Origin of the sequence: Micromonospora sp. NBC_00898 (assembly GCF_045207895.1) — a bacterium.
In the GTDB taxonomy this organism is placed as follows: Bacteria; Actinomycetota; Actinomycetes; order Mycobacteriales; family Micromonosporaceae; genus Micromonospora.
Genome location: NZ_CP108775.1, coordinates 5845954 through 5865042, shown reverse-complemented (window position 1 = coordinate 5865042; position 19089 = coordinate 5845954). Strand labels below are relative to the sequence as shown.

General features: G+C 73.0%; 25 protein-coding genes. 16 read left to right on the top strand and 9 right to left on the bottom strand.

The genetic code is table 11. The features are described 5' to 3' along the window. The first annotated feature begins 59 nt into the window (after nt 1-59). Nucleotides 60-590, top strand: a complete 531-nt coding sequence (locus tag OG799_RS28510) for a GNAT family N-acetyltransferase (RefSeq protein ID WP_406039318.1) — start codon at nt 60-62, stop codon at nt 588-590. 317 nt (nt 591-907) lie between these two features. Here the strand turns inward: OG799_RS28510 and OG799_RS28505 are convergent, their stop codons facing one another. From OG799_RS28505 to OG799_RS28495, 3 genes are all read right to left on the bottom strand, one after another. Next, on the bottom strand, nt 908-1351 hold the full coding sequence (locus OG799_RS28505) for a Type 1 glutamine amidotransferase-like domain-containing protein (RefSeq protein ID WP_406039316.1): 444 nt from the start codon (nt 1349-1351) through the stop codon (nt 908-910). A 119-nt stretch (nt 1352-1470) separates the two neighbouring features. After that, nucleotides 1471-1860, bottom strand: a complete 390-nt coding sequence (locus OG799_RS28500) for a VOC family protein (protein WP_406039314.1) — start codon at nt 1858-1860, stop codon at nt 1471-1473. After that, nucleotides 1857-2213 carry a DUF1801 domain-containing protein gene (locus tag OG799_RS28495; protein ID WP_406039312.1) on the bottom strand — a complete coding sequence of 119 codons (357 nt, stop codon included), beginning with the start codon at nt 2211-2213 and terminating at the stop codon, nt 1857-1859. Before OG799_RS28495 ends, OG799_RS28500 begins: the two co-directional genes overlap by 4 nt. A 114-nt stretch (nt 2214-2327) precedes the next feature. Between OG799_RS28495 and OG799_RS28490 the strand changes: the two genes are divergently transcribed. From OG799_RS28490 to OG799_RS28475, 4 genes are all read left to right on the top strand, one after another. Further along, on the top strand, nt 2328-3221 hold the full coding sequence (locus OG799_RS28490) for a LysR family transcriptional regulator (RefSeq protein ID WP_406039310.1): 894 nt from the start codon (nt 2328-2330) through the stop codon (nt 3219-3221). A 33-nt stretch (nt 3222-3254) separates the two neighbouring features. After that, nucleotides 3255-3818 carry an NUDIX hydrolase gene (locus OG799_RS28485; protein ID WP_406039308.1) on the top strand — a complete coding sequence of 188 codons (564 nt, stop codon included), beginning with the start codon at nt 3255-3257 and terminating at the stop codon, nt 3816-3818. A gap of 138 nt (nt 3819-3956) precedes the next feature. Next, complete coding sequence (locus OG799_RS28480; RefSeq protein ID WP_406039306.1) at nt 3957-5027, top strand: MerR family transcriptional regulator; 1071 nt, start codon at nt 3957-3959, stop codon at nt 5025-5027. A 57-nt stretch (nt 5028-5084) separates the two neighbouring features. After that, entirely contained in the window at nt 5085-5966 is an 882-nt protein-coding gene (locus tag OG799_RS28475) for an LLM class flavin-dependent oxidoreductase (protein ID WP_406039304.1), read from the top strand. A 12-nt stretch (nt 5967-5978) separates the two neighbouring features. Here OG799_RS28475 and OG799_RS28470 read toward each other — a convergent pair whose 3' ends face one another. Further along, the gene (locus OG799_RS28470; protein ID WP_406039302.1) at nt 5979-6410 is read right to left on the bottom strand and encodes an ASCH domain-containing protein; all 432 of its coding nucleotides are present in this window, start codon (nt 6408-6410) and stop codon (nt 5979-5981) included. A gap of 109 nt (nt 6411-6519) precedes the next feature. Here OG799_RS28470 and OG799_RS28465 point away from each other — a divergent pair, with 109 nt between their 5' ends. Continuing rightward, entirely contained in the window at nt 6520-7035 is a 516-nt protein-coding gene (locus OG799_RS28465; RefSeq protein ID WP_406039300.1) for an alpha/beta hydrolase, read from the top strand. Here the strand turns inward: OG799_RS28465 and OG799_RS28460 are convergent. Then, nucleotides 7028-8047, bottom strand: a complete 1020-nt coding sequence (locus OG799_RS28460; RefSeq protein WP_406039298.1) for a hypothetical protein — start codon at nt 8045-8047, stop codon at nt 7028-7030. The two genes, OG799_RS28465 and OG799_RS28460, sit on opposite strands and share 8 nt — an antisense overlap. A 92-nt stretch (nt 8048-8139) precedes the next feature. Continuing rightward, complete coding sequence (locus OG799_RS28455) at nt 8140-8682, bottom strand: phosphoribosyltransferase family protein (RefSeq protein WP_406039296.1); 543 nt, start codon at nt 8680-8682, stop codon at nt 8140-8142. A 205-nt stretch (nt 8683-8887) separates the two neighbouring features. Here OG799_RS28455 and OG799_RS28450 point away from each other — a divergent pair, with 205 nt between their 5' ends. Next, complete coding sequence (locus OG799_RS28450; protein ID WP_406039294.1) at nt 8888-9520, top strand: septal ring lytic transglycosylase RlpA family protein; 633 nt, start codon at nt 8888-8890, stop codon at nt 9518-9520. Between the two features lie 100 nt (nt 9521-9620). Then, nucleotides 9621-10748, top strand: a complete 1128-nt coding sequence (locus OG799_RS28445) for a PP2C family protein-serine/threonine phosphatase (RefSeq protein WP_406039292.1) — start codon at nt 9621-9623, stop codon at nt 10746-10748. Nucleotides 10749-10785: 37 nt separating this feature from the next. Here the strand turns inward: OG799_RS28445 and OG799_RS28440 are convergent, their stop codons facing one another. Beyond that, a complete protein-coding gene (locus OG799_RS28440; RefSeq protein ID WP_406039290.1) occupies nt 10786-11232 on the bottom strand; it encodes a MarR family transcriptional regulator in 447 nt (148 codons plus the stop codon). 130 nt (nt 11233-11362) lie between these two features. Between OG799_RS28440 and OG799_RS28435 the strand changes: the two genes are divergently transcribed. The 4 genes from OG799_RS28435 to OG799_RS28420 all read left to right on the top strand — a co-directional run bounded on the left by OG799_RS28435 (nt 11363) and on the right by OG799_RS28420 (nt 14941). Beyond that, complete coding sequence (locus OG799_RS28435; RefSeq protein WP_406039288.1) at nt 11363-12031, top strand: NAD(P)-dependent oxidoreductase; 669 nt, start codon at nt 11363-11365, stop codon at nt 12029-12031. An 18-nt stretch (nt 12032-12049) separates the two neighbouring features. After that, complete coding sequence (locus OG799_RS28430) at nt 12050-12409, top strand: DoxX family protein (RefSeq protein ID WP_406039286.1); 360 nt, start codon at nt 12050-12052, stop codon at nt 12407-12409. A 115-nt stretch (nt 12410-12524) separates the two neighbouring features. Next, on the top strand, nt 12525-14381 hold the full coding sequence (locus tag OG799_RS28425; RefSeq protein ID WP_406039285.1) for an acyl-CoA dehydrogenase: 1857 nt from the start codon (nt 12525-12527) through the stop codon (nt 14379-14381). A gap of 290 nt (nt 14382-14671) precedes the next feature. Next, nucleotides 14672-14941, top strand: a complete 270-nt coding sequence (locus OG799_RS28420; RefSeq protein ID WP_067300694.1) for a DUF6458 family protein — start codon at nt 14672-14674, stop codon at nt 14939-14941. Between the two features lie 33 nt (nt 14942-14974). Here OG799_RS28420 and OG799_RS28415 read toward each other — a convergent pair whose 3' ends face one another. Further along, nucleotides 14975-15511, bottom strand: a complete 537-nt coding sequence (locus tag OG799_RS28415; RefSeq protein ID WP_406039284.1) for a SixA phosphatase family protein — start codon at nt 15509-15511, stop codon at nt 14975-14977. A gap of 116 nt (nt 15512-15627) precedes the next feature. On the opposite strand from OG799_RS28415, the gene OG799_RS28410 reads away from it, so the two are divergent. After that, on the top strand, nt 15628-15915 hold the full coding sequence (locus OG799_RS28410; RefSeq protein WP_406039282.1) for a DUF6458 family protein: 288 nt from the start codon (nt 15628-15630) through the stop codon (nt 15913-15915). Nucleotides 15916-15976: 61 nt separating this feature from the next. On the opposite strand, the gene OG799_RS28405 is transcribed toward OG799_RS28410, so the two are convergent. After that, complete coding sequence (locus tag OG799_RS28405; protein ID WP_406039280.1) at nt 15977-16654, bottom strand: hemolysin III family protein; 678 nt, start codon at nt 16652-16654, stop codon at nt 15977-15979. A 108-nt stretch (nt 16655-16762) separates the two neighbouring features. On the opposite strand from OG799_RS28405, the gene OG799_RS28400 reads away from it, so the two are divergent. Genes OG799_RS28400 through OG799_RS28390 form a run of 3 tightly spaced genes read left to right on the top strand, consistent with a single transcriptional unit; the run spans nt 16763 to nt 18982 of the window. After that, nucleotides 16763-17374: an allophanate hydrolase subunit 1 gene (locus tag OG799_RS28400; protein WP_406039278.1), complete on the top strand. Its 612-nt coding sequence runs from the start codon at nt 16763-16765 to the stop codon at nt 17372-17374. Continuing rightward, entirely contained in the window at nt 17371-18249 is an 879-nt protein-coding gene (locus OG799_RS28395) for a biotin-dependent carboxyltransferase family protein (protein ID WP_406039276.1), read from the top strand. Before OG799_RS28400 ends, OG799_RS28395 begins: the two co-directional genes overlap by 4 nt. Next, complete coding sequence (locus OG799_RS28390; protein ID WP_406039274.1) at nt 18233-18982, top strand: LamB/YcsF family protein; 750 nt, start codon at nt 18233-18235, stop codon at nt 18980-18982. Before OG799_RS28395 ends, OG799_RS28390 begins: the two co-directional genes overlap by 17 nt. Nucleotides 18983-19089 lie beyond the last annotated feature (107 nt).

Below are 19089 nucleotides of genomic sequence, written 5' to 3'. Positions count from 1 at the left end.
CCCCCGGCGCGGTCCATCCCGGCGAGGAAGGGGACATGCCCGCCCGGGACAATGGGCCGGTGAACATCACCCGACTCACTACCTCGGAGGACGCGCCGGCCCTGGCCGAGCTGCTCCGCGTCAACCGTGAGTTCCTCGTGCCATGGGAGCCGATCCGGAGTGAGGACTACTTCACGGCAGACGGCCAGCACGCCGTCATTCAAGCCGATCTCCAGCAGCACGAGCAGGGCTCGAAGCTGCCGCACGTCATCCTCGACGACTCCGGCCGCGTGATCGGCCGGATCACCCTCAGCGGAATAGTGCGCGGCCCGTTCCAGTCATGCGCCATGGGCTATTGGGTGAGCGCCAGCCACAATGGCCGAGGGTTCGCGACCAGGGCCGTGCGCGAGATCGTGCGGGTGGCCTTCGAGGAGTTGGGGCTGCACCGGGTGCAGGCAGAGACTCTGCTGCACAACGTCAGATCGCAGCGGGTGCTGGAACGCAACGGATTCGTGCAGTTCGGCATGGCGCCGGAGTACCTCAACATCGCTGGCCGGTGGCAGGACCACGCCATGTACCAGGTGGTGAAGCCGTCCTCGGCAACCGGCTGAACATCATCGCCCCACCAAAGTGCGCTGAAGCCGAGCCTTGCGATCAAGGTGTCCGGCGTTCGCTGACACTTACCGCGCAAGCCCTCGCCGGAGTGTCACGCACGTCCTGAGAACGATGTGTCACGCAGGTCCTGAGACCGGACACCGGACTGCCGGCGTATCTAGTCCCACCACCTGCTTGACGAATCCCTCCCAGCACATGCGCGACGCTTTGCCTAGGTTGCTGTCCGGCTGCTTCGGCTCGGCACTCACCGGGGCGGGTCATCGATCACGCTGTCGCTCCGGATGAGCCTGCTACCCAGCATCTGGAGGAGACGCTACTCGGGCAGCAGTTCAGTCCTATCGCCGTTGACCAGTAACACCTCACCATCCCGTAGGGCCCGGTGAGGCTGCCCAACGGCGGCGTATGCGGCGGACACCGCATCGCAGGCGGCCGCCTCCGGATGGCCGGGTGAACGTACGTGAGGTACGAAGGGCCGATCGAGCAGGCCAAGACCGGTCATGAGCGGGTCGGCGACGACATGGGGGTCATCGACGAGTTTCAGGCCCGTCAGGTCATCAGCCAGGACACAGGCGCCAGCGCTGTAGCCGCCGTAGACCACCATGTCGCTCGGAAGCAGGTCCAGTAGCACGGCACCAGCTCCGGTGTCCGCCAGCACCCGGCGCAGCACGAAGACGTTGCCGCCGCGGACCCACACGATGTCGTAATCGACAAGGCTGTGCACCGCGCATGGCTCTCTCAAGGTCAACCAGCGTGACATCGAGACCTACCCCACCGCGCCCCAGAAGTCGTCGGTGATCGGTGCGGGCCGGGGCGGCTCCGCGAGGGGCGGCCCCCGGCCCGCGTTCCACCGCCGACCGCTCGCGGCCGAGCAGAACGTCAGGTGTCCTGCGGGTACCAGCGGAGCTCGACGATGTTGCCGTCCGGGTCCCGTACGTAGATCGAGGTGGCGCTGCCCCGCGCCCCGAAGCGCGGCACCGGCCCGGTCAGCACCTCGAAGACGCCGGAGTCGATCACCTGCTGCCAGTCCAGCGGCTCGACCACCAGGCAGATGTGGTCGACGTTCGACTCGCCGCGCTCCCCGGCGACGAGGTCGATGATGGTCTCCGGGGTGACCCGTACCGAGGGGAAGGGGACCTCGCCGGCCCGCCACCGGTCGACCCGGACCGGTTCCAACCCGAGCGTGCCGCAGTAGAAGGCGAGGGCGCGTTCGACGTCGGCGACGGTGAGCACCAAGTGGTCGAAGGCGGTCACCCGCACGCTGCTCACCTCGTCTCCAGCTCGTACGCCTGCCGCAGCCAGCCGGCGAAGAGGGTCGGGTCGATCTCGTCGACGGTCCGGAGCTTCACCGAGGCCATCTGCCGGGCGCCCGGGGCGAGCCGCCCCGAAGGGTCGGCGATCTCCTGCCCGCGCCACAGTCCGAAGGTGACGTACGACGCGTACGCCTTGAGCAGGCAGACCGGCGCCTTGCCGGGGCGGTCGCCGAGGCTCCACGTCGGGTGGCCGTGCCACATCGCGCCGGTCGCCTCCGGCAGGGCGGCGTCGATGACGGCGCGCAGCTTCGCGGCGACCTCGGCGACGGGCGCGTCGAGGCCGGTCAGGTAGTCGGTGACGGGGTTCATGAGGCTCCTGTCGGGTGCGGATCGGGACGACTCCAGACTCGTCCCGACGCCGAACCGGACCAAGACCCGATCAGGCTACGATTCTTTACCCAGAATCAACGGTAGGGGTGGGTCTTGCTGGAACGGTACGAGCTGGAGACGTTCCTGACCCTCGCCGACGAGTTGCACTTCGGGCGGACCGCCGAACGGCTGCGGGTGACCACGGGCCGGGTCAGCCACGTGGTGAAGAAGCTGGAACGCCGGATCGGCGCGCCGCTCTTCGAGCGGACCAGCCGGGTCGTCCGGCTGACCCCGATCGGGGCCGAACTCGCCGAGGACCTGCGCCCGCTGGTCGCCGGGGTCGAGGAGGCCGTGCGGCGGGCCGTCGAGGCCGGGCGGGGCGTCACGGGCGAGCTGCGGGTGGCATTCCTCGGCGAGTGGACCGCCCCGGTGCTGCTCCGGGCGGTCGGCCTCTTCACCGAACGGCACCCGGACTGCGTGGTGCACGTCCACGAGGCGCAGCTCGCGACCACCCGGTCGAGCCTCCTCGACGGCTCGATCGACGTGCTGATCGCCGCCTACCCCTTCGACGGCATGGCCAACGGCCCGGCACTGCTCTCCGAGGGGCGGGCGCTCGCGGTGGCCGCCGGCCACCCGCTCGCCGGTGCGGCGTCGGTCTCCGTGGAGGTGCTCGCCGACCATCCGGTCGTGCAGTATCCGGCCGTGACCTCGGCCGAGTTCAAACGCGACCGTACGCCGGAGCGGACGCCGTCGGGGCGGCCGGTGCCGAGGGGGCCGGTAGGCAACACCTTCTCCGAGATGCTCTCGCTGGTGGCGTTGGGTCGGGGCGTGCTGCCGGTGGGCGAGCACACCCGGCGGTACTACCCGCGTCCGGACGTCGCGTACGTGCCGATCCACGACGCGCCGCCGATCCGGCGCGGCCCGGTGTGGCGGGCGACCAACACCACCGCCCGGGTACGCGAGTTCGTCCGGGCCGCGGTCGACGCCAATCCGCGACCGGCGGGCTGACGGCTGTCGTACCCGGCTGACAGCATCCGGGGAATGCGGGTGGCGGCGGAGATCCGGGAGCTGGTGGCGGCGCTGGCGCCGGTGGACGAGCTGGAGGCACGGCACCGGGCGGAGTGCCTGGCCTGGCTGGCCGGGACCGACGACATCTTCCGCCGGGAGAAGCCCCGCACCCCCTCGCCGCACCTGGTGTCGTACTTCCTGCTGCACGACGAGGCGGACGGCAGCGTGCTGCTGGTCGACCACCGCAAGGCGGGGATGTGGCTACCCAGCGGCGGACACGTCGAGCCGGGCGAGCACCCGGCCGAGACCGTGCGCCGGGAGGTGGTGGAGGAGCTGGGCGTGCCGGCCGTCTTCTCGCCGCGCTTCGGCGAGCGTCCGGCCCTCCTCACCGTGACCGAGACCGTCGGCGCGCCGGAGGACCGGCACACCGACGTCAGCCTCTGGTTCGTGCTGAGCGGCAGCCGGGACCAGAAGCTGATCCCCGACCCGGGTGAGTTCCACGGCGTCCGCTGGTGGACGCCGCGGGAGGTGACGGCCGCGGCCCCGGCGACGATCGAACCGCACCTGGGCCGGATGCTGGCCAAACTGACCGCCTGATCCGGCCGGCCCCGGCAACGATCGCCAACCCGGGCAGGGCGTGCGCGATACCTGGTCAAGGGCCTTGACCTTTACCTTGGGGCAAGCCACAGCCTGGTCCGTGCCGGTCATCCGGACCGGTACGAGGAGGATGCCGACGTGGAGCTGCTGACCATCGGGGCGTTCGCCCGGGCGGCGCACCTGACGCCGAAGGCGTTGCGTCTCTACGACGAACTCGGCCTGCTGCCGCCGGCCGCCGTCGACCCCCACTCGGGGTACCGGCTGTACGAGCCCGGCCAGCTCGACCGGGCCCGGCTGATCGCCGCGCTGCGCCGGGCCGGGATGCCGCTGGCGGACGTCCGTGCGGTCTGCGGTCTCGACCGGGCCGCAGCCGCAAAGGCGATCGACGCCTACTGGCGGCGGGTCAGCGCCGACACCGCGGCCCGCGGCCGCGTCGTCACCGACCTCGTCGAACAGCTCTCCGGAAGGGGCAGCAACATGTCCGACACCAAGCCCGCCCTCAGCCTCCGCTACGCCGCCCGCTGCGAGGCCGGCGCCGTCCGGGACACCAACGAGGACACCGCGTACGCGAGCGGGAACCTGCTGGCCGTGGCGGACGGCCAACGCGGCCCGGGTGGCGCCGCTGCCAGCGCCGCCGCCGTCGACGCGCTGAAGCCGCTGGAACTCGCCGACGCGCCAGCCGCCGAACTGCTCGCCACGCTGGCCGCGGCGGTCCAGTCGGCCGAGCGCACGGTACGCGGCGCGGCGACGGAAGAGCACCAGCCGGTCACCACCCTGACCGCGCTGCTGCGGCGCGGATCGCAACTCGCGCTGGTGCACGTCGGGGACACCCGGGCGTACCTGCTCCGGGGCGGCGAGCTGTTCCGGCTGACCCAGGACCACACGTACGTGCAGTCGCTGGTCGACCAGGGCCGGCTCGCGCCCGACCAGGTCGCCGCGCACCCGCAGCGCGCCCTGCTGGTGCGGGCCCTCGGCGCCGGTGGCAACCAGGTCGAGGCGGACCTGGCGCTGCGGACCGCGCTGGTCGGTGACCGCTACCTGCTCTGCTCCGACGGGATCTCCGCCGTCGTCGGGCAGGAGGCGCTGCACCGCGCGCTCGGCGGCGTCGACGACCCGGAGAGCGCCGTCGGGCGGCTGGTCGACCTCGCGTACGCCGAGGGCGCGCCGGACAACATCGCCTGCGTGGTCGCCGACGTCGTGGCGGACTGACCCGGACTGGCCGCCGGACCCGCTCGGGCCGGCCGGCCAGGCCGTACGCTGGCGATCATGCGGATTGGCATCGTGATCCTCCCCGACCAGCGCTGGTCGGACTCGCAGCGCCGCTGGCGGCAGGCCGACGAGTGGGGCTTCGACCACGCCTGGACGTACGACCACCTGGGATGGCGGGACCTGGTCGACGGGCCCTGGTTCGACTCGGTGACGACGCTGACCGCCGCCGCGACGGTGACCTCGCGGATCCGGCTCGGCACCCTGGTCGCCTCGCCGAACTTCCGACACCCGGCGGCCTTCGCCCGGCAGATCACCGCGCTGGACGACGTCTCGGGCGGTCGGCTACTGCTCGGCCTCGGTGCGGGTGGGATCGGCTTCGACTCGGGGGTGTTGGGCGGCGAGACGCTGCCGCCGCGGCAGCGGGTGGACCGGTTCGCCGAGTTCGTCGAGCTGCTGGACCTGATTCTGCGGGAGGACGGGACGACCTGGCGCGGCGAGTGGTTCGCCGCCGTGGACGCCCGGAACAACCCGGGCTGCGTGCAGCAACCCCGGGTGCCGTTCGTGCTGGCCGCGAACGGGCCGCGCTCGATGCGGCTGGTGGCCCGGTTCGGCCAGGGCTGGGTGACCACCGGCGCGGGCGAGGACGACCTGGAGAGCTGGTGGTCATCGGTCGCGGAGTTGTCCACCCGGATGGACGCGACGCTGGAGCAGGCGGGCCGCGACCCGGCCACCCTCGACCGGTACCTGTCGCTGGACTCGGCCCCGGTCTTCTCGCTGAGCAGCGCGGACTTCTTCGCCGAGCAGGTCGGCCGGGCCGCCCGGCTGGGCTTCACCGACGTCGCCACGCACTGGCCCCGGGCCAGCAGTTGGTACGCCGGCGACGAGCAGGTCCTGGTCGATGTCGCCACCCGGCTCCTGCCGGAGCTGCGCCGCGCCTGAGGACGGGCCTGCTCAGGTGCTCAGGTCGCCGGTGCTGATGCCGCCGTCGCCGGCCGAGACCAGCCGGAAGCGGATGCAGACGATCTGTGTGTCCTCGGTGACCGGGGTGCCCTGCCGCGCCCAGTAGGCGCCGTGGCCGTCCCGCCACTCCTCGATGGACCGGTCACCCTCCCCTTCGGAGCGGGCGAAATCCCAGGGCACGCCGGCGAAGCGGACCACCTCGACGCCGGTCACCTCGACGACCGCGACCAGCGCGTCGTGGTCGTCGACCAGGGCCAGCCGCTCGCCGACCTGCTCCAGCTCCTCGTTCTCCTGTGCGTACTCGCTGATCAGGCCGGCGGTCGCGGTCTTCACGCCGGCCAGCACCAGGGTGTTGAGCGTGGCGCGCAGCTCGCCGGGCGTACCGAGGGCGAGCGAGCGCAGTTCACCGATGCGGGGCCACATCCTGCCGAGGCTAGTCGCCGGCTGATCTCCCATCGCGGCATTTCGCCTCCCCCATCGGCGGGCCCGTCGGCGCTAGCATGAGGGCGGTCGGGACCAGGAGGAGGCGACCATGGCGGACCGGCGCGCGGTGCTCATCCCGGGTCGGGGCTACGACACCCGGGCCCCGCTCTTCGTCTACGTCGGTGAGGCGCTGCGCCGGCTCGGTTTAGACACCCACGAGGTCACCTGGCAGGTGCCCGCCGACCTGGGCGGCGACCGGGCCGCGCCGTGGGTGGCCGAGCAGGTGACACCCACCCTGGGCGAGTCGACCGACCTGCTGGTCGGCAAGTCGCTCGGCACCTTCGCCGCCCCGCTCGCCGCCGACCGGGGGCTGCGGGCGGTCTGGCTCACCCCGCTGCTCAACCGCGCCGACGTGACCGCCGCGCTGAGCCGGGCGACCGAGCCGTTCCTGCTGGTGGGCGGCACGGCGGACCAGCTCTGGGACGGCGAGGTGGCCCGCCGGCTCACCCCGCACGTGCTGGAGATCCCCGACGCCGACCACTCGATGCTGGTGCCCGGACCGCTGGCCCGCTCGGCGGAGGTGCTGGGCCGGGTCTGCACCGCGGTCGAGGAGTTCGTCAGATGAGCTGCCCGGCGTAGCCGGCGGCCGCGAGGACCCGGTCGTCGCCGGTCGCCGCGTGCGCGTCGAGCACCGCGTCGGCCAGCTTCACCACGTGCGCGTCGCCGTGCCCGGCCGCCCGGGCGAAGACCTCCGCCGGGTCGCCGGGGGCGACCGCCGGCGGCGGGACCGCCGTCGGCGCGGCGTACACCGAGGTGACGGCGGCCGTGGCCGACCAGGCCGCGGCGAGGCTCGGCGCCCACGCCACCGGGTCGAGGGCCGGCAGGGTGCGTCTCACCGCGGTGGGCGCGGTCACCGCGTGCACCAGCATCACCGGGTTGCCGTGCCCGAACCGGAGGTAGTCCAGGCCCGTCCGGTGCACCAGGTCGGTGAGGGTCCGCTCGGCCTCCGCGGGGGTGGTCGGCGGGCGGAGCGCCGTCACCGCGCCGGACCACTCCGGTACGTCGGGCAGCCGGCCCAGCCGCTCCCGGATGCCACCGGTCTGCGCGGCGATCCGCGGCACCCCGGCCAGCGCGGCCGGCACGTCGGACCGGCCGGTGAGCGGGCCGGCCCCGGGCACCGGCTGCCACCGGGCGGCCCAGTAGCCGAGCGCCTGGCCCAGTTCGGTCAGCCGGTCCGGTCCGGCGCCGTCGTCGAGCAGCACCCGGACGGCGTGCCCGACCCGGATCACCCCGTGGGTGGCGCCGGCGGCGATTCCCGGCAGCAGCCGGGGCCACCAGGTGCCCAGCACCTCCCGCCAGGGGCGTTCGCGCAGCTCGCGGTCGAAGTGGGCGAGCCAGTCGCCGGCCCGTTTCGGGTCGCCGAGCGCGGCCCGCCAGTCGTCGATCGGCCGGAGCCCGCGCGGCAGCTCGTCGAGGCGGCGCAGGTAGTCGTCGAGCCAGCGGTGCACCCGTGCCTCGTGCCCGTGCCGGACCAGTGCCTCGACCGCCATCGGGCCGTGGTTGGAGAGCCAGCCCTCGAACTCCGGGCCGGTCCGGTGCAGCCGCTGGTATGCCTCGTCAAGGATGCCGTCGTTCATGCCGATGATGGTCTGACCTCAATCGCACTTGAGGTCAAGCGCGGCGCCCGGAACGGTGCCGCTCGGCGGCGGCCGGCTGGCGTGGGCCGGGGTCAGGCGAGGAGCCGGGCGGCGTCGACCAGGGGGCGGACGCCCAGTTCGGTGGCGACCTCGGGCGGGCAGTCGGCGACCACGGCGGCGGTGCCGACCACCTCGGCGCCGCGGGCCGCGCAGAGCTCGCGCAGGGCGCGCAGTTGGGCGCCGGTGGCCACCCAGTCGTCCACCAGCAGCACCCGGTCACCGGGGTGGAGGTGCCGGTCCCGGACGCCGAGGGTGACCCGCCGGCCCCGGAAGTCGGGCGGGCTCTGCGCCCAACTGACCGCCCCGGCCGGCAGCCGCCCGTCACCCACCTTGTACGCCGGCACGAAGCCCACCTCGAGCGCGGTCGCGGCCAGCGGTCCGAGCAGCAGCCCGGTCACCGCCGGGGCGAGCACCACCGTCGGGCGGGCCGGACGGAACGGTGCCACCAGGGCCGGACCGAGGGCGACCAGCACCTCCGGATCCCGCCACCAGCCGGAGACGTCGCTGACCAGGTGGTCGCTCTCCGGTCCGGGGTCGACCCAGCGGAAGAGTTCGATCAGGCGTTCGCTCAGCACCGTCCCATCCTCGGACACCGACGCCAGGCGATGGCGGACAAGCCGTGGCCAGCGATCCTTCCTCCGATCGGGCAGCGGGTAGGGGCCGATCGGCTAGACGTACCAGGGTAAATGCGGGCATATCACCATGATCACGTTGACTTCGGAAGTGCTCCTCTCGTTACGGTCCGAGCCGGTTTGTTCAGATGACGAAAGGACCGGGCCGGTGGCTGGTAGGCACTTCCGTACCCGCAAGTTCTCCTCGCCCGCCGGCATCGCGGCCACGGCGGCGCTCGGCGTGGCGCTCGCCGTCGGCGGCACCGTCGGCGCGGTCCAGCTCACCTCCGGCTCGGCCGCCCCGGAGCCCGCCGTCGCCGAGGCCCTGCCCAGCACCCTGGCACCTGCCTCGCCGTCCGTCTCGCCGAGCGCGTCGGCCGCGCCCAGCCTCAGCCCGTCGCCGACGGCCACCCCCAGCCCGACGGCCACCCGGACCCAGGCCGCCTCCCGGAGCAAGACCCGGACCGCCAGCCCGAAGCCCTCGGCCACCGCGAAGAAGACCGCCGCCGCCAAGGTGCTGGAGAGCGGCTCCTGCGGCGCGTCCTTCTACGACGAGGGCCAGATGACGGCCAACGGGGAGACCTTCAACCCGGACGCGCTGACCGCCGCGCACAAGACGCTGCCGTTCAACACGAAGGTCCGGGTGACCAACCCGGCCAACGGCAAGTCCGTCGTCGTCCGGATCAACGACCGCGGCCCATACATCGACGGCCGCTGCCTGGACCTGTCGCGGGCTGCCTTCGCGGCCATCGCCTCCACCGACCTCGGCGAGGTCTCGGTGAAGTACGAGGTGCTCGGCTGACCCGGTGACCGACGGCGATCGGGCCGGCGCGGCGATCCGGCCGGGCAGAACCTCCTCGGACGACGGGTCAGGTTCATTCACCCGTTCACGTCCATCAGGCATGCTGTCCGATGTACGCACGCAACCCTTTCAGTCGGGCCGCGGCCCGCTGAGCCCCGGATCCCGCGCCGGCCTCGGCGCGGCCCTCGCGCTGCTCGCGCTCGTCTCCGCCGTGGAGCTGGCCGACGGTCGGCCGGCGCACTACGTGGCGCTGATGGTCGCCGCGCCGTTTCTCGCCGCCGCCCTGGCCTCCTGGCGGTTGGTGCTCGGCGTGGGCGTGCTCGCCACCGTGATCGGCGCCGGTTTCGCCCTCGCCGAGCGGACGATGTCGCTGGTCAGCGCGGTCAATGTCGCCGGAATCGCCCTCGCCACCGCGATCGCCGCCGCCGTCGCCTCGGTGCGCCAGCGGCAGGCGGAGCAGATCGCCGAGCTGTCGAAGCTGGCGGCGGTCGCCCAGCAGGCGGTGCTCCGGCCGCTCGGCCCGCAGGTGGGCACGCTCGCGGTGGCCGGGCGCTACATCTCCTCGACCGCCACCGCCGAGATCGGCGGTGACCTCTACGAGGCGATGGACACCCCCTACGGCGTCCGCATGATCATCGGGGACGTCCGGGGCAAGGGGTTGGACGCGGTCCGCCTGGCCAGTATCGTGCTCGGCTCGTACCGGCACGTCGCGTACGAGCGGGCGGACCTGCGGGCCGTGGTGACCGACCTGGATCGGGCGGTGGCCCGCAACGTGGGCGACGAGGATTTCGTCACTGCGGCGCTGGTCGAGGAGCGGGGCGGCACGCTCACCATCGTCAACTGTGGGCACCCGCCGCCGCTGCTGCTGCGCCGGGGCGCGGTGATCCCGTTGGAACCGCCCGCGCCCGCGCCGCCGCTCGGCTTCATGCCGGTGGTCCGCCTCCGGGTGGAACGGCTGGAGCCGGGGGACCGGCTGCTGCTCTTCACCGACGGCCTCGGCGAGGCCCGGCGGGACGGCGAGTTCTTCCCGACCGCCGACCGGGCCTGGCGGCTGCTCGGCCACGGCACGGTCGCCGACGGTCTGGCCTCGCTGGAGACTGCCCTGGTCGAGTGGGTGCACGGCCGGCTCGACGACGACATCGCGCTGGTCCTGATGGAGTACACGGGCCCGCGCAGCGGCGCGACCGCCGCCGTGCCGAGCTGGGAGGTCGGCGCGACCGAGAGCTGACGGCGGGTCGGGGCGGTCCGCTCACGGGCCGCCGGGCTCAGCCCTCCGCCAGCTCGTCGGTGGCCCGCCGGCCGGCCTCGCCGGCCCGGTGCAGGAAGTCGGCGATCACGTCGAGCTGGGTCGCGTCGTACCCGGCGCAGATCTCGTCCATCGAGGCGTTCATGCCGGCGTACAGGCCGTACAGCTCCGCGTTGCGCTCGCGCAGCGCCCGGACGGTGACCGACCGGCGGTCCGTGGCGTCCGGGTCCCGCTCCCGGACGATCCAGCCGCCGCGTTGGAGCCGGTCGAGGACGCCGGTCATGGTCGCCGGGTGCAGCCCGGCCCGCCGGGCCAGTGCGCCGGGGCTGAGCGGCCCGTGCCGGGCGATCAGGTCGAGGCAGTCCAGGTCCACGTCGCGCAGCGAGAGGCGTACGCCGACGTGGTGGTTGAGCAGCGCGAGCTGGTTGTTCAGCTCGCGCATCGACTCCTTGATCCGGGTCGCCATGCGGCGTCGACGACGCGCGTCCTCAGGTTCTACGGAATCCATATTGTTTGAGCCTCGTATCAACTGGTACGGTTTCCATATCTTACGAGGTTCGGCCGCAGATCGCGGTCGACGGTGGGGAGGCATTTCCATGAAGCTCACGATCGTCGGCGCCACCGGCGGCATCGGCCGGCACCTCGTCGACCAGGCCGTGGCCGCCGGTGACGACGTCACCGCCGTGGTCCGCGACCCGGCGAAGCTGGCCGGAATCCCGATCCGGGTGGTCGCCGCCGACCTGGCCACGGCCGACCCGGCCACGTTGCGCGCCGCGTGCACCGGTGCCGACGCCGTCCTGTCCGGCCTCGGCCCCCGCTCGTCGGCCGACGCCGGCATCGCCACCCGGGGCACCCGGGCCGTCGTCGACGCGATGACCGGCGCCGGCGTACGCCGGATCGTCGTGGTCAGCGCGGCACCCGTCGGGGTCGTGCCGTCCCCCGGCCGGCCGCACCCGCCGCGGCGCGACCCGGGCGACGGCCCCCTGATGCGGTACCTGCTCGGCCCGGCGATCCGGCGGGTGCTGCGCCGGCACTACGCCGACCTGGCGCTGATGGAGGAGGTGCTGCGGGACAGCGGGCTCGACTGGACGGTCGTGCGCCCACCCCGGCTGACCGACAAGCCGTTGACCGGCTCCTACCGGACCGCGTACGGGCGCAACGTGCGGGGCGGGCTCACCGTCTCCCGGGCCGACGTCGCCCACGCCATGCGCCACCTGCTCGACCGGCCGGAGTCGGTCGGGCGGACCGTCGGCATCGCCAACTGACCCGGACCGGAGCCGATCATGCACATCGCGTACGTCGTCGTCACCGTCCTGGCCGTCGCCGCCACCGGCTTCTCCGGGGTGGCGGCGCTGGCCCACTTCCGGCCGATCCTGCCCGGCATGGCTGCAGCCGGGGTCCCGCGGTTCTGGCTGACCTTCCCCATCGGCACGCTGAAGACCGCGGGCGCGGTGGGCCTGCTGCTCGGCCTGCTCGGCGTCCCGCTGGTCGGGGCGGCCGCAGCGGCCGGGCTGGTGCTCTTCTTCGCCTGCGCCGTGCACACCCACCTGCTGGCCCGCGACTACTCGGCGCAGTTCGTGCTGGCGAACGGATTCCTGCTGCTCTCGGGAGCGGCGCTGGCGCTGGGGTTGGCCGGAAGCTGAACTGGAAGTGTGTAATCGCTGTCACTTCCTCGATCGGCTTGTCGTTGCCTACCCGCCAGTAATACAGTCGGGGTTACTGATCGGTAACACCTGTCCGGAAGCGGGGCCAGCGAGCATGACCCACTACAAGAGCAACCTTCGGGACCTCGAGTTCAACCTGTTCGAGGTCTTCGGGGCGGACCGGACGTTCGGCCAGGAGCCGTACACGGACCTGGACGTCGACACCGCCCGCAGCTTCCTCTCCGAGGTCGACCGCCTGGCCCGCGAGGACCTGGCCGCCAGCTACACGGACAGCGACCGCAACCCGCCGGTCTTCGACCCGGCGACGCACACCGCGCCGCTGCCGGAGTCGTTCAAGAAGTCGTTCCAGGCGTTCATGGACTCCGAGTTCTGGCGGCTGGACCTCCCCGAGGCGCTCGGCGGCACCAACGCCCCCCGCGCCCTCTGGTGGTCGCTCGCCGAGATGGTGCTCGGCGCCAACGCCCCGATCTGGATGTACGCCTCCGGCCCGTCCTTCGCGCACGTGCTGCACGTCGAGGGCACCGAGCAGCAGAAGAAGTGGGCCAGGCTCTTCATCGACAAGCAGTGGGGCTCCACCATGGTGCTCACCGAGCCGGACGCCGGCTCGGACGTCGGCGCCGGTCGCACCCGCGCGATCCCGCAGCCGGACGGCTCGTGGCACATCGAGGGCGTAAAGCGCTTCATCACCTCCGGTGAGCACGACCTGAGCGACAACATCGTCCACTACGTGCTGGCCCGTCCGGTCGGCGTCGAGGGCGTCGGCGGTGCGGGCACCAAGGGGCTCTCCCTCTTCGTGGTGCCGAAGTACCACTTCGACGAGACCACCGGCGAGCTGGGCGAGCGCAACGGCGTCTTCGCCACCAACGTTGAGCACAAGATGGGCCTGAAGGTCTCCAACACCTGCGAGGTGACCTTCGGCGAGCACGGCGTGCCGGCCAAGGGCTGGCTGCTCGGCGAGAAGCACGACGGCATCCGGCAGATGTTCATGATCATCGAGTACGCCCGGATGATGGTCGGCACCAAGGCGATCGCCACCCTCTCCACCGGCTACCTGAACGCCCTGGAGTACGCCAAGAACCGGGTGCAGGGCGCCGACCTGGTCCAGCAGGCCGACAAGACCGCCCCCCGGGTGACCATCACCCACCACCCGGACGTGCGTCGTTCGCTGCTGCTGCAGAAGTCGTACGCCGAGGGCCTGCGGGCGCTGGTCTGCTACACCGCGTCCTGGCAGGACAAGGTCGCCAACGCCGAGGCGGCCGGCGACGAGAAGGCCACCAAGCTGGCGAAGCGGGTCAACGACCTGCTCCTGCCGCTGGTCAAGGGCGTCGGCTCGGAACGGGCGTACGAGCTGCTCGGCCACGAGTCGCTGCAGACCTTCGGCGGCTCCGGCTTCCTCCAGGACTACCCGCTGGAGCAGTACGTCCGGGACGCCAAGATCGACACCCTGTACGAGGGGACCACGGCGATCCAGAGCCTCGACCTGATCTTCCGGAAGATCGTCCGGGACAACGGCAAGGCTCTGATGGCGGTCGCCGGCGAGATCCAGGAGTTCATCGCCTCCGAGGCCGGCAACGGTCAGCTCAAGGAGGAGCGGCAGGCGCTCGGCAAGGCGCTCGCCGAGATCCAGAACATCCTCGGCACGATGACCGGCTGGCTGGGCGAGGCGCAGGCCGGCGACGCGCGCAGCCTCTACAAGGTCGGCCTGAGCAGCCGCCGCTTCCTGCTCGCGATCGGCGACCTGGTGGTCGGCTGGCTGCTGCAGAAGCAGGCCGACGTCGCGCTGAAGGCCCTGGCCGGCGAGGTCTCCACCGCCGACAAGGCGTTCTACACCGGCAAGGTGGCCGCCGCCCGGTTCTTCGCCCGCGAGGTGCTGCCCCGCATCGGCGCCGACCGGCGGATCATCGAGGGCGCCGACCTGGAGATCATGGACCTCCCGGAGGAGGCCTTCTGATCCCCGACGGGATCCGGCACTGACAACCGGCGGCCGGCGAGCGTGAGCTCGCCGGCCGCCGCCGTGTTCCCGCCCGGGTGCGCCGGGTGGGTTGCGGCATGTCGCGGTGTCCGACCCGTCCCGACAGCCCGCCGCCCTGCCGCACGGCGGCCCCGGGTCACCGGGCGCGGGTGCCCGGTCCGAGCGGGATTCGGGTGGCCCGGCCGGGTAGGGCGGCCATGCGACGGGTAACCGTCGCGGACGACGTCAGGGCACGCCCAAGGGCCACCGCACGGGGGAGTGCAGCGCACATGGGCATTGGTAGCGGCATCTTTCTCATCGCGCTCGGCGCGATCATGACCTTCGCCATCCGAGCCAACGTCTGGTGGATCGACCTGCGGGCGGTCGGTTGGGTGTTCATCCTGGCCGGGCTCGCCGTCCTGCTCACCACGCTCTGGTTCTGGCAGGACCGGCGCAAGCGGGCCCGCACGCTCATCGTGGAGGAGAACCGGCTCTCCCACCCGACCGCGATGATGCCGCCGCCGCCCGACCCGCCGCCGCCGACGGCCCCGCCGTCCTGAGCGTCGTCCCGGTGACCGCTGGACCGGCCCGCCTCAGCCCCGTGCGGTGTGCCGGGCGGTGATGGGCGCGCCGCCCGGAGCGAGGGCCGCCCAGCGGGTGGTCGGGCGGTGCACCACCAGCTCGGTGGTGCGCAGCCCTTCCGGATCCGCCCGCTGCGGGTCGAGCAGCGCCGACAGCAGCGAGACGCCCGGGTTGTGGGCGATCAGCAGCACCGTGCCCGCACCGGGCTCCACCGCCCGGACCAGCTCCAGCAGCTGGTCCGGCTGCGCCTCGTACGCCCCGGCCTCGTAACGCACCACCGGTGACGACCCCGCCGGTCCCCCCTCCGGCGGGGATCCCGTCATGCCCACGGCCATCCCGTGCCACGTCTGCCGGGTCCGCCGGGCCGTGGAGCAGAGCACCACGTCGGGGAGCAGCGCGTGCCGGGCCAGCCAGGCGCCGGCCGCGGCCGCGTCGGCGTGCCCCCGGGCGGTCAGCGGCCGCTCGGCGTCCGGCGCGTCCGGGGACTGCTCGGCCTTGGCGTGGCGGAGCAGCACCAGTGTGCGCTCCTGGTTCCTGCCGTCCGTCATGCGCTCAGCTTGCCTGATTGGCGATCGGAGCGCCTGGGTAAGTCGATGGATGCCGCTACCTCTTCCATGGCCGCGGCGGGTAGGAAACGCCAGCTGAACGCCAAGGAGGCGACGTCATGGGCATCGGTGCCAGCATCTTCCTGATCGCGCTGGGCGCGATCTTCGCGTTCGCCATCAACGCCAACCTGGGATGGCTGGATCTGAACGTCGTCGGCTGGGTGCTGATGCTGGTCGGCCTCGTCGGCCTGGCCATGACCCTCTACTTCTGGAACACCCGCCGCCGCACCGTGGTCGCCGCGCCGGTGCGCCAGCGGGTGGTCGCCGAGCCGGTGGTGCCGGTGCAGGACGACCGGGTCGTGCGCGAGGAGTACCGCGAGGTGCGCCGCCCGGGCTACCCGGCCTGAGCCGTACCGCAGAGACCTCGAGGGCCCCGCAACGGCGCGGGGCCCTCGAATCGTGTCCGGGTCAGGAGAAGAGCGCGAAGTAGATCGCGATGTGGTGGCAGATTGCCGCGACCAGGGTGCAGGCGTGGAAGAACTCGTGGTGCCCGAAGACCGTGGGCCACGGGTTCGGCCGGCGCAGCGCGTAGAAGACCGCGCCGACGGTGTAGATCGCGCCGCCGACGATCAGCAGCACCAGGGCGGTCACGCCGCCGGAGTGCAGGATCTCCGGCAGCATCGTCACGGCGACCCAGCCGAGCGCCAGGTAGAGCGGCGCGGAGACCCAGCGCGGGGCGTGCGGCCAGATCAGCTTCACCGCCACGCCGGCCAGCGCCCCGCCCCAGACCAGGCCGAGCATGATGCTCGCGTGCCGGGTGTCCAGCAGCAGGGCGCAGAACGGTGTGTACGTGCCGGCGATGAACACGAAGATCATCGAGTGGTCCATCCGGCGCATGATCTGGTAGCCGCGCTCGGACCAGACCCGCCGGTGGTAGAGGGCGCTGGTGCCGAACAGCCCGCAGACGGTCAGGCTGTAGACGAGGCAGCTGACCAGGGGCGCCCAGCCGGGCCGGGTGGCCGCGATCGAGCAGAGCACGATGCCGCAGACGAGCGCGACGAAGAACGCGTAGGTGTGCAGCCAGCCGCGCATCCGGGGTTTACCGATGTCGACCGGCTTGCGCCGAAGCGGTGCGGAGGTGGTCACGCCCATCAGGTTACGGCACCGTAGGTTACTTTCAAGTAGTGTGAAGCTTCACGCGACCGGTCCGGACGAAGGACCCTGGTCGTCGGCCCCGTCCGCGAGTATGTCGGGATGCGGATCCGACCCGTCGGCGCGCACGCCCTCCTGCTCGACTGCGACGATGCCGGCCAGGTGGAGGCGTGGCGGGCCGAGCTGTGGCGTCGCCGCGACACCGGTGAGCTGACCGCCGCCGAGATCGTCCCGGCCGCGGCGACCGTGCTGCTGGACGGCGTACCGAACCCCGCCGGGACGGCCGCCCGGATCGCCGGCTGGACGCCCCGGCGGGCCACCACCACGGCCACCGCGCGCGAGGTCGAGGTGCCCACGGTGTACGACGGGACGGACCTGCCCGCCGTCGCCGGGCACTGGGGCGTCGACGTGCCGGCGGTGGTCGACCGGCTGCGGCACACCGAGTTCCGGGTGGCCTTCTGCGGCTTCGCGCCCGGGTTCGCGTACCTGACCGGGCTTCCCGCCGAGCTGGCCGTCCCCCGGCTGGCCACCCCGCGTACCCGGGTGCCGGCCGGGTCGGTCGCCCTGGCCGGGCCGTACGCGGGGATCTACCCGACCGCCTCGCCCGGCGGGTGGCTGCTGGTCGGGCGGACCGACCTGGTCCTCTTCGACGTGCACGCCGACCCTCCGGCGCGGCTCACCCCCGGCACCGGGGTACGGCTGGTGCCGGCGTGATCGAGGTACTCCGGGCCGGTGCCCTCACCACCGTCCAGGACCAGGGCCGACCCGGGTACGCCCACCTCGGCGTACCCCGCTCCGGCGCGCTCGACCCCGCCGCGCTGCGCCTGGCCAACCGGCTGGTCGGCAACCCGGAGCTCGCCGCCGGCCTGGAGATCACCCTGACCGGCTGCACGCTCCGGTTCAGCCAGGCCGCCTGCGTCGCGCTGACCGGGGCCGAGGCCGACATTCGGATCGACCGCCCGCCGGCCGTGGGCCGGCCGACCGGCCCGCGGCCGGGTGACCTGGGGCGCCCGCTCTCCCTACCGGCCGGGGCGGTGCTGCGGATCGGGTCCGCCCGGTCTGGGCTGCGGACCTGGCTGGCCGTCTCCGGCGGGATCGCGGTCGAGCCGGTGCTCGGCAGCCGCGCTACCGACACCCTCTCCGGCCTCGGCCCGCCCCCGGTACGCGACGGCGATCGGCTTCCCCTCGGACTGCCCGCCGGCCATCCCGCGCCGGTGGACGTCACGGTCACCCCGCCCGTCCCCGGCGAGCTGCGGCTGGGCCTCCGGCTCGGCCCTCGGCACGACTGGTTCACCCCGGCCGCCCTGGATCTGCTCTTCGGCACCGCGTACCTGGTCAGCCCGGTGAGCAACCGGGTCGGCGCGCGACTGACCGGCGCTGCCCTGCCCCGCGCGATGGCCGGGGAACTGCCCAGCGAGGGACTGGTCCTCGGGGCGGTGCAGGTGCCGGTCGACGGGCAGCCGCTGATCTTCCTCGCCGACCATCCGACCACCGGCGGATACCCGGTCGTGGGGGTGGTGGACGACGTGACCCCCCTCGCGCAGGCCCGCCCAGGGACTACGGTGAGGTTCCATGGACCTCAACGCTGACCTCGGCGAGGGATTCGGCATCTGGCGGCTCGGCGACGACCACGCGCTGCTGGACCTGGTCACCTCCGCCAACGTCGCCTGCGGCTTCCACGGCGGCGACGCGTCCACCATGCGCCGCGTCTGCGCCGCCGCCGCCGAGCGCGGGGTCGCCGTCGGCGCCCAGGTCGGCTACCGGGACCTCGCCGGCTTCGGCCGCCGGCACATCGCGTACGACTTCGCCGAGCTCCGCGACGAGGTCACCTACCAGCTCGGCGCGCTGGAGGCGTTCTGCCGGCTGTTCCACACCCGGGTCCGCTACCTCAAGCCGCACGGCGCGCTCTACCACGCGGCGGCCTGCGACGAGGCCCAGGCCGCCGCGGTGGTCGCCGCGGTCGGCGGGTACGACCACGAACTGCCCGTGCTCTGCCCGCCCGGCTCGGTCCTCGCCCAGCTCGCCATGGGTGCCGGGCTGCGGGTGGTCGCCGAGGGCTTCGCCGACCGGAACTACCTGCCCAACGGCTCACTGGTCCCGCGCACCGCCCCCAACGCGCTGGTCACCGACCCGGAGCAGGTGGCCGAGCGGGCCGTGCGGATGGCCACCGAGCGCATCGTGGTCGCGGTCGACGGTCGCGTGGTGCCCTGCCAGGTCGAGTCGATCTGCGTGCACGGTGACACCCCGGGCGCGGTGGCCTCCGCCGCCCTCGTCCGGGCCGCTTTGATCGACGCCGGCGTCACCCTCTCCCCGTTCGCCTGACGGCCCGGGCCGGGGCTGCCGCTTGCCCGGCCGTCGGGCTCGGGGCCACCGTGGTGGGGCACCGGGTCGTCCAGCCCGCAAGCGAGGGTGTCGGCGGGACGCTATGG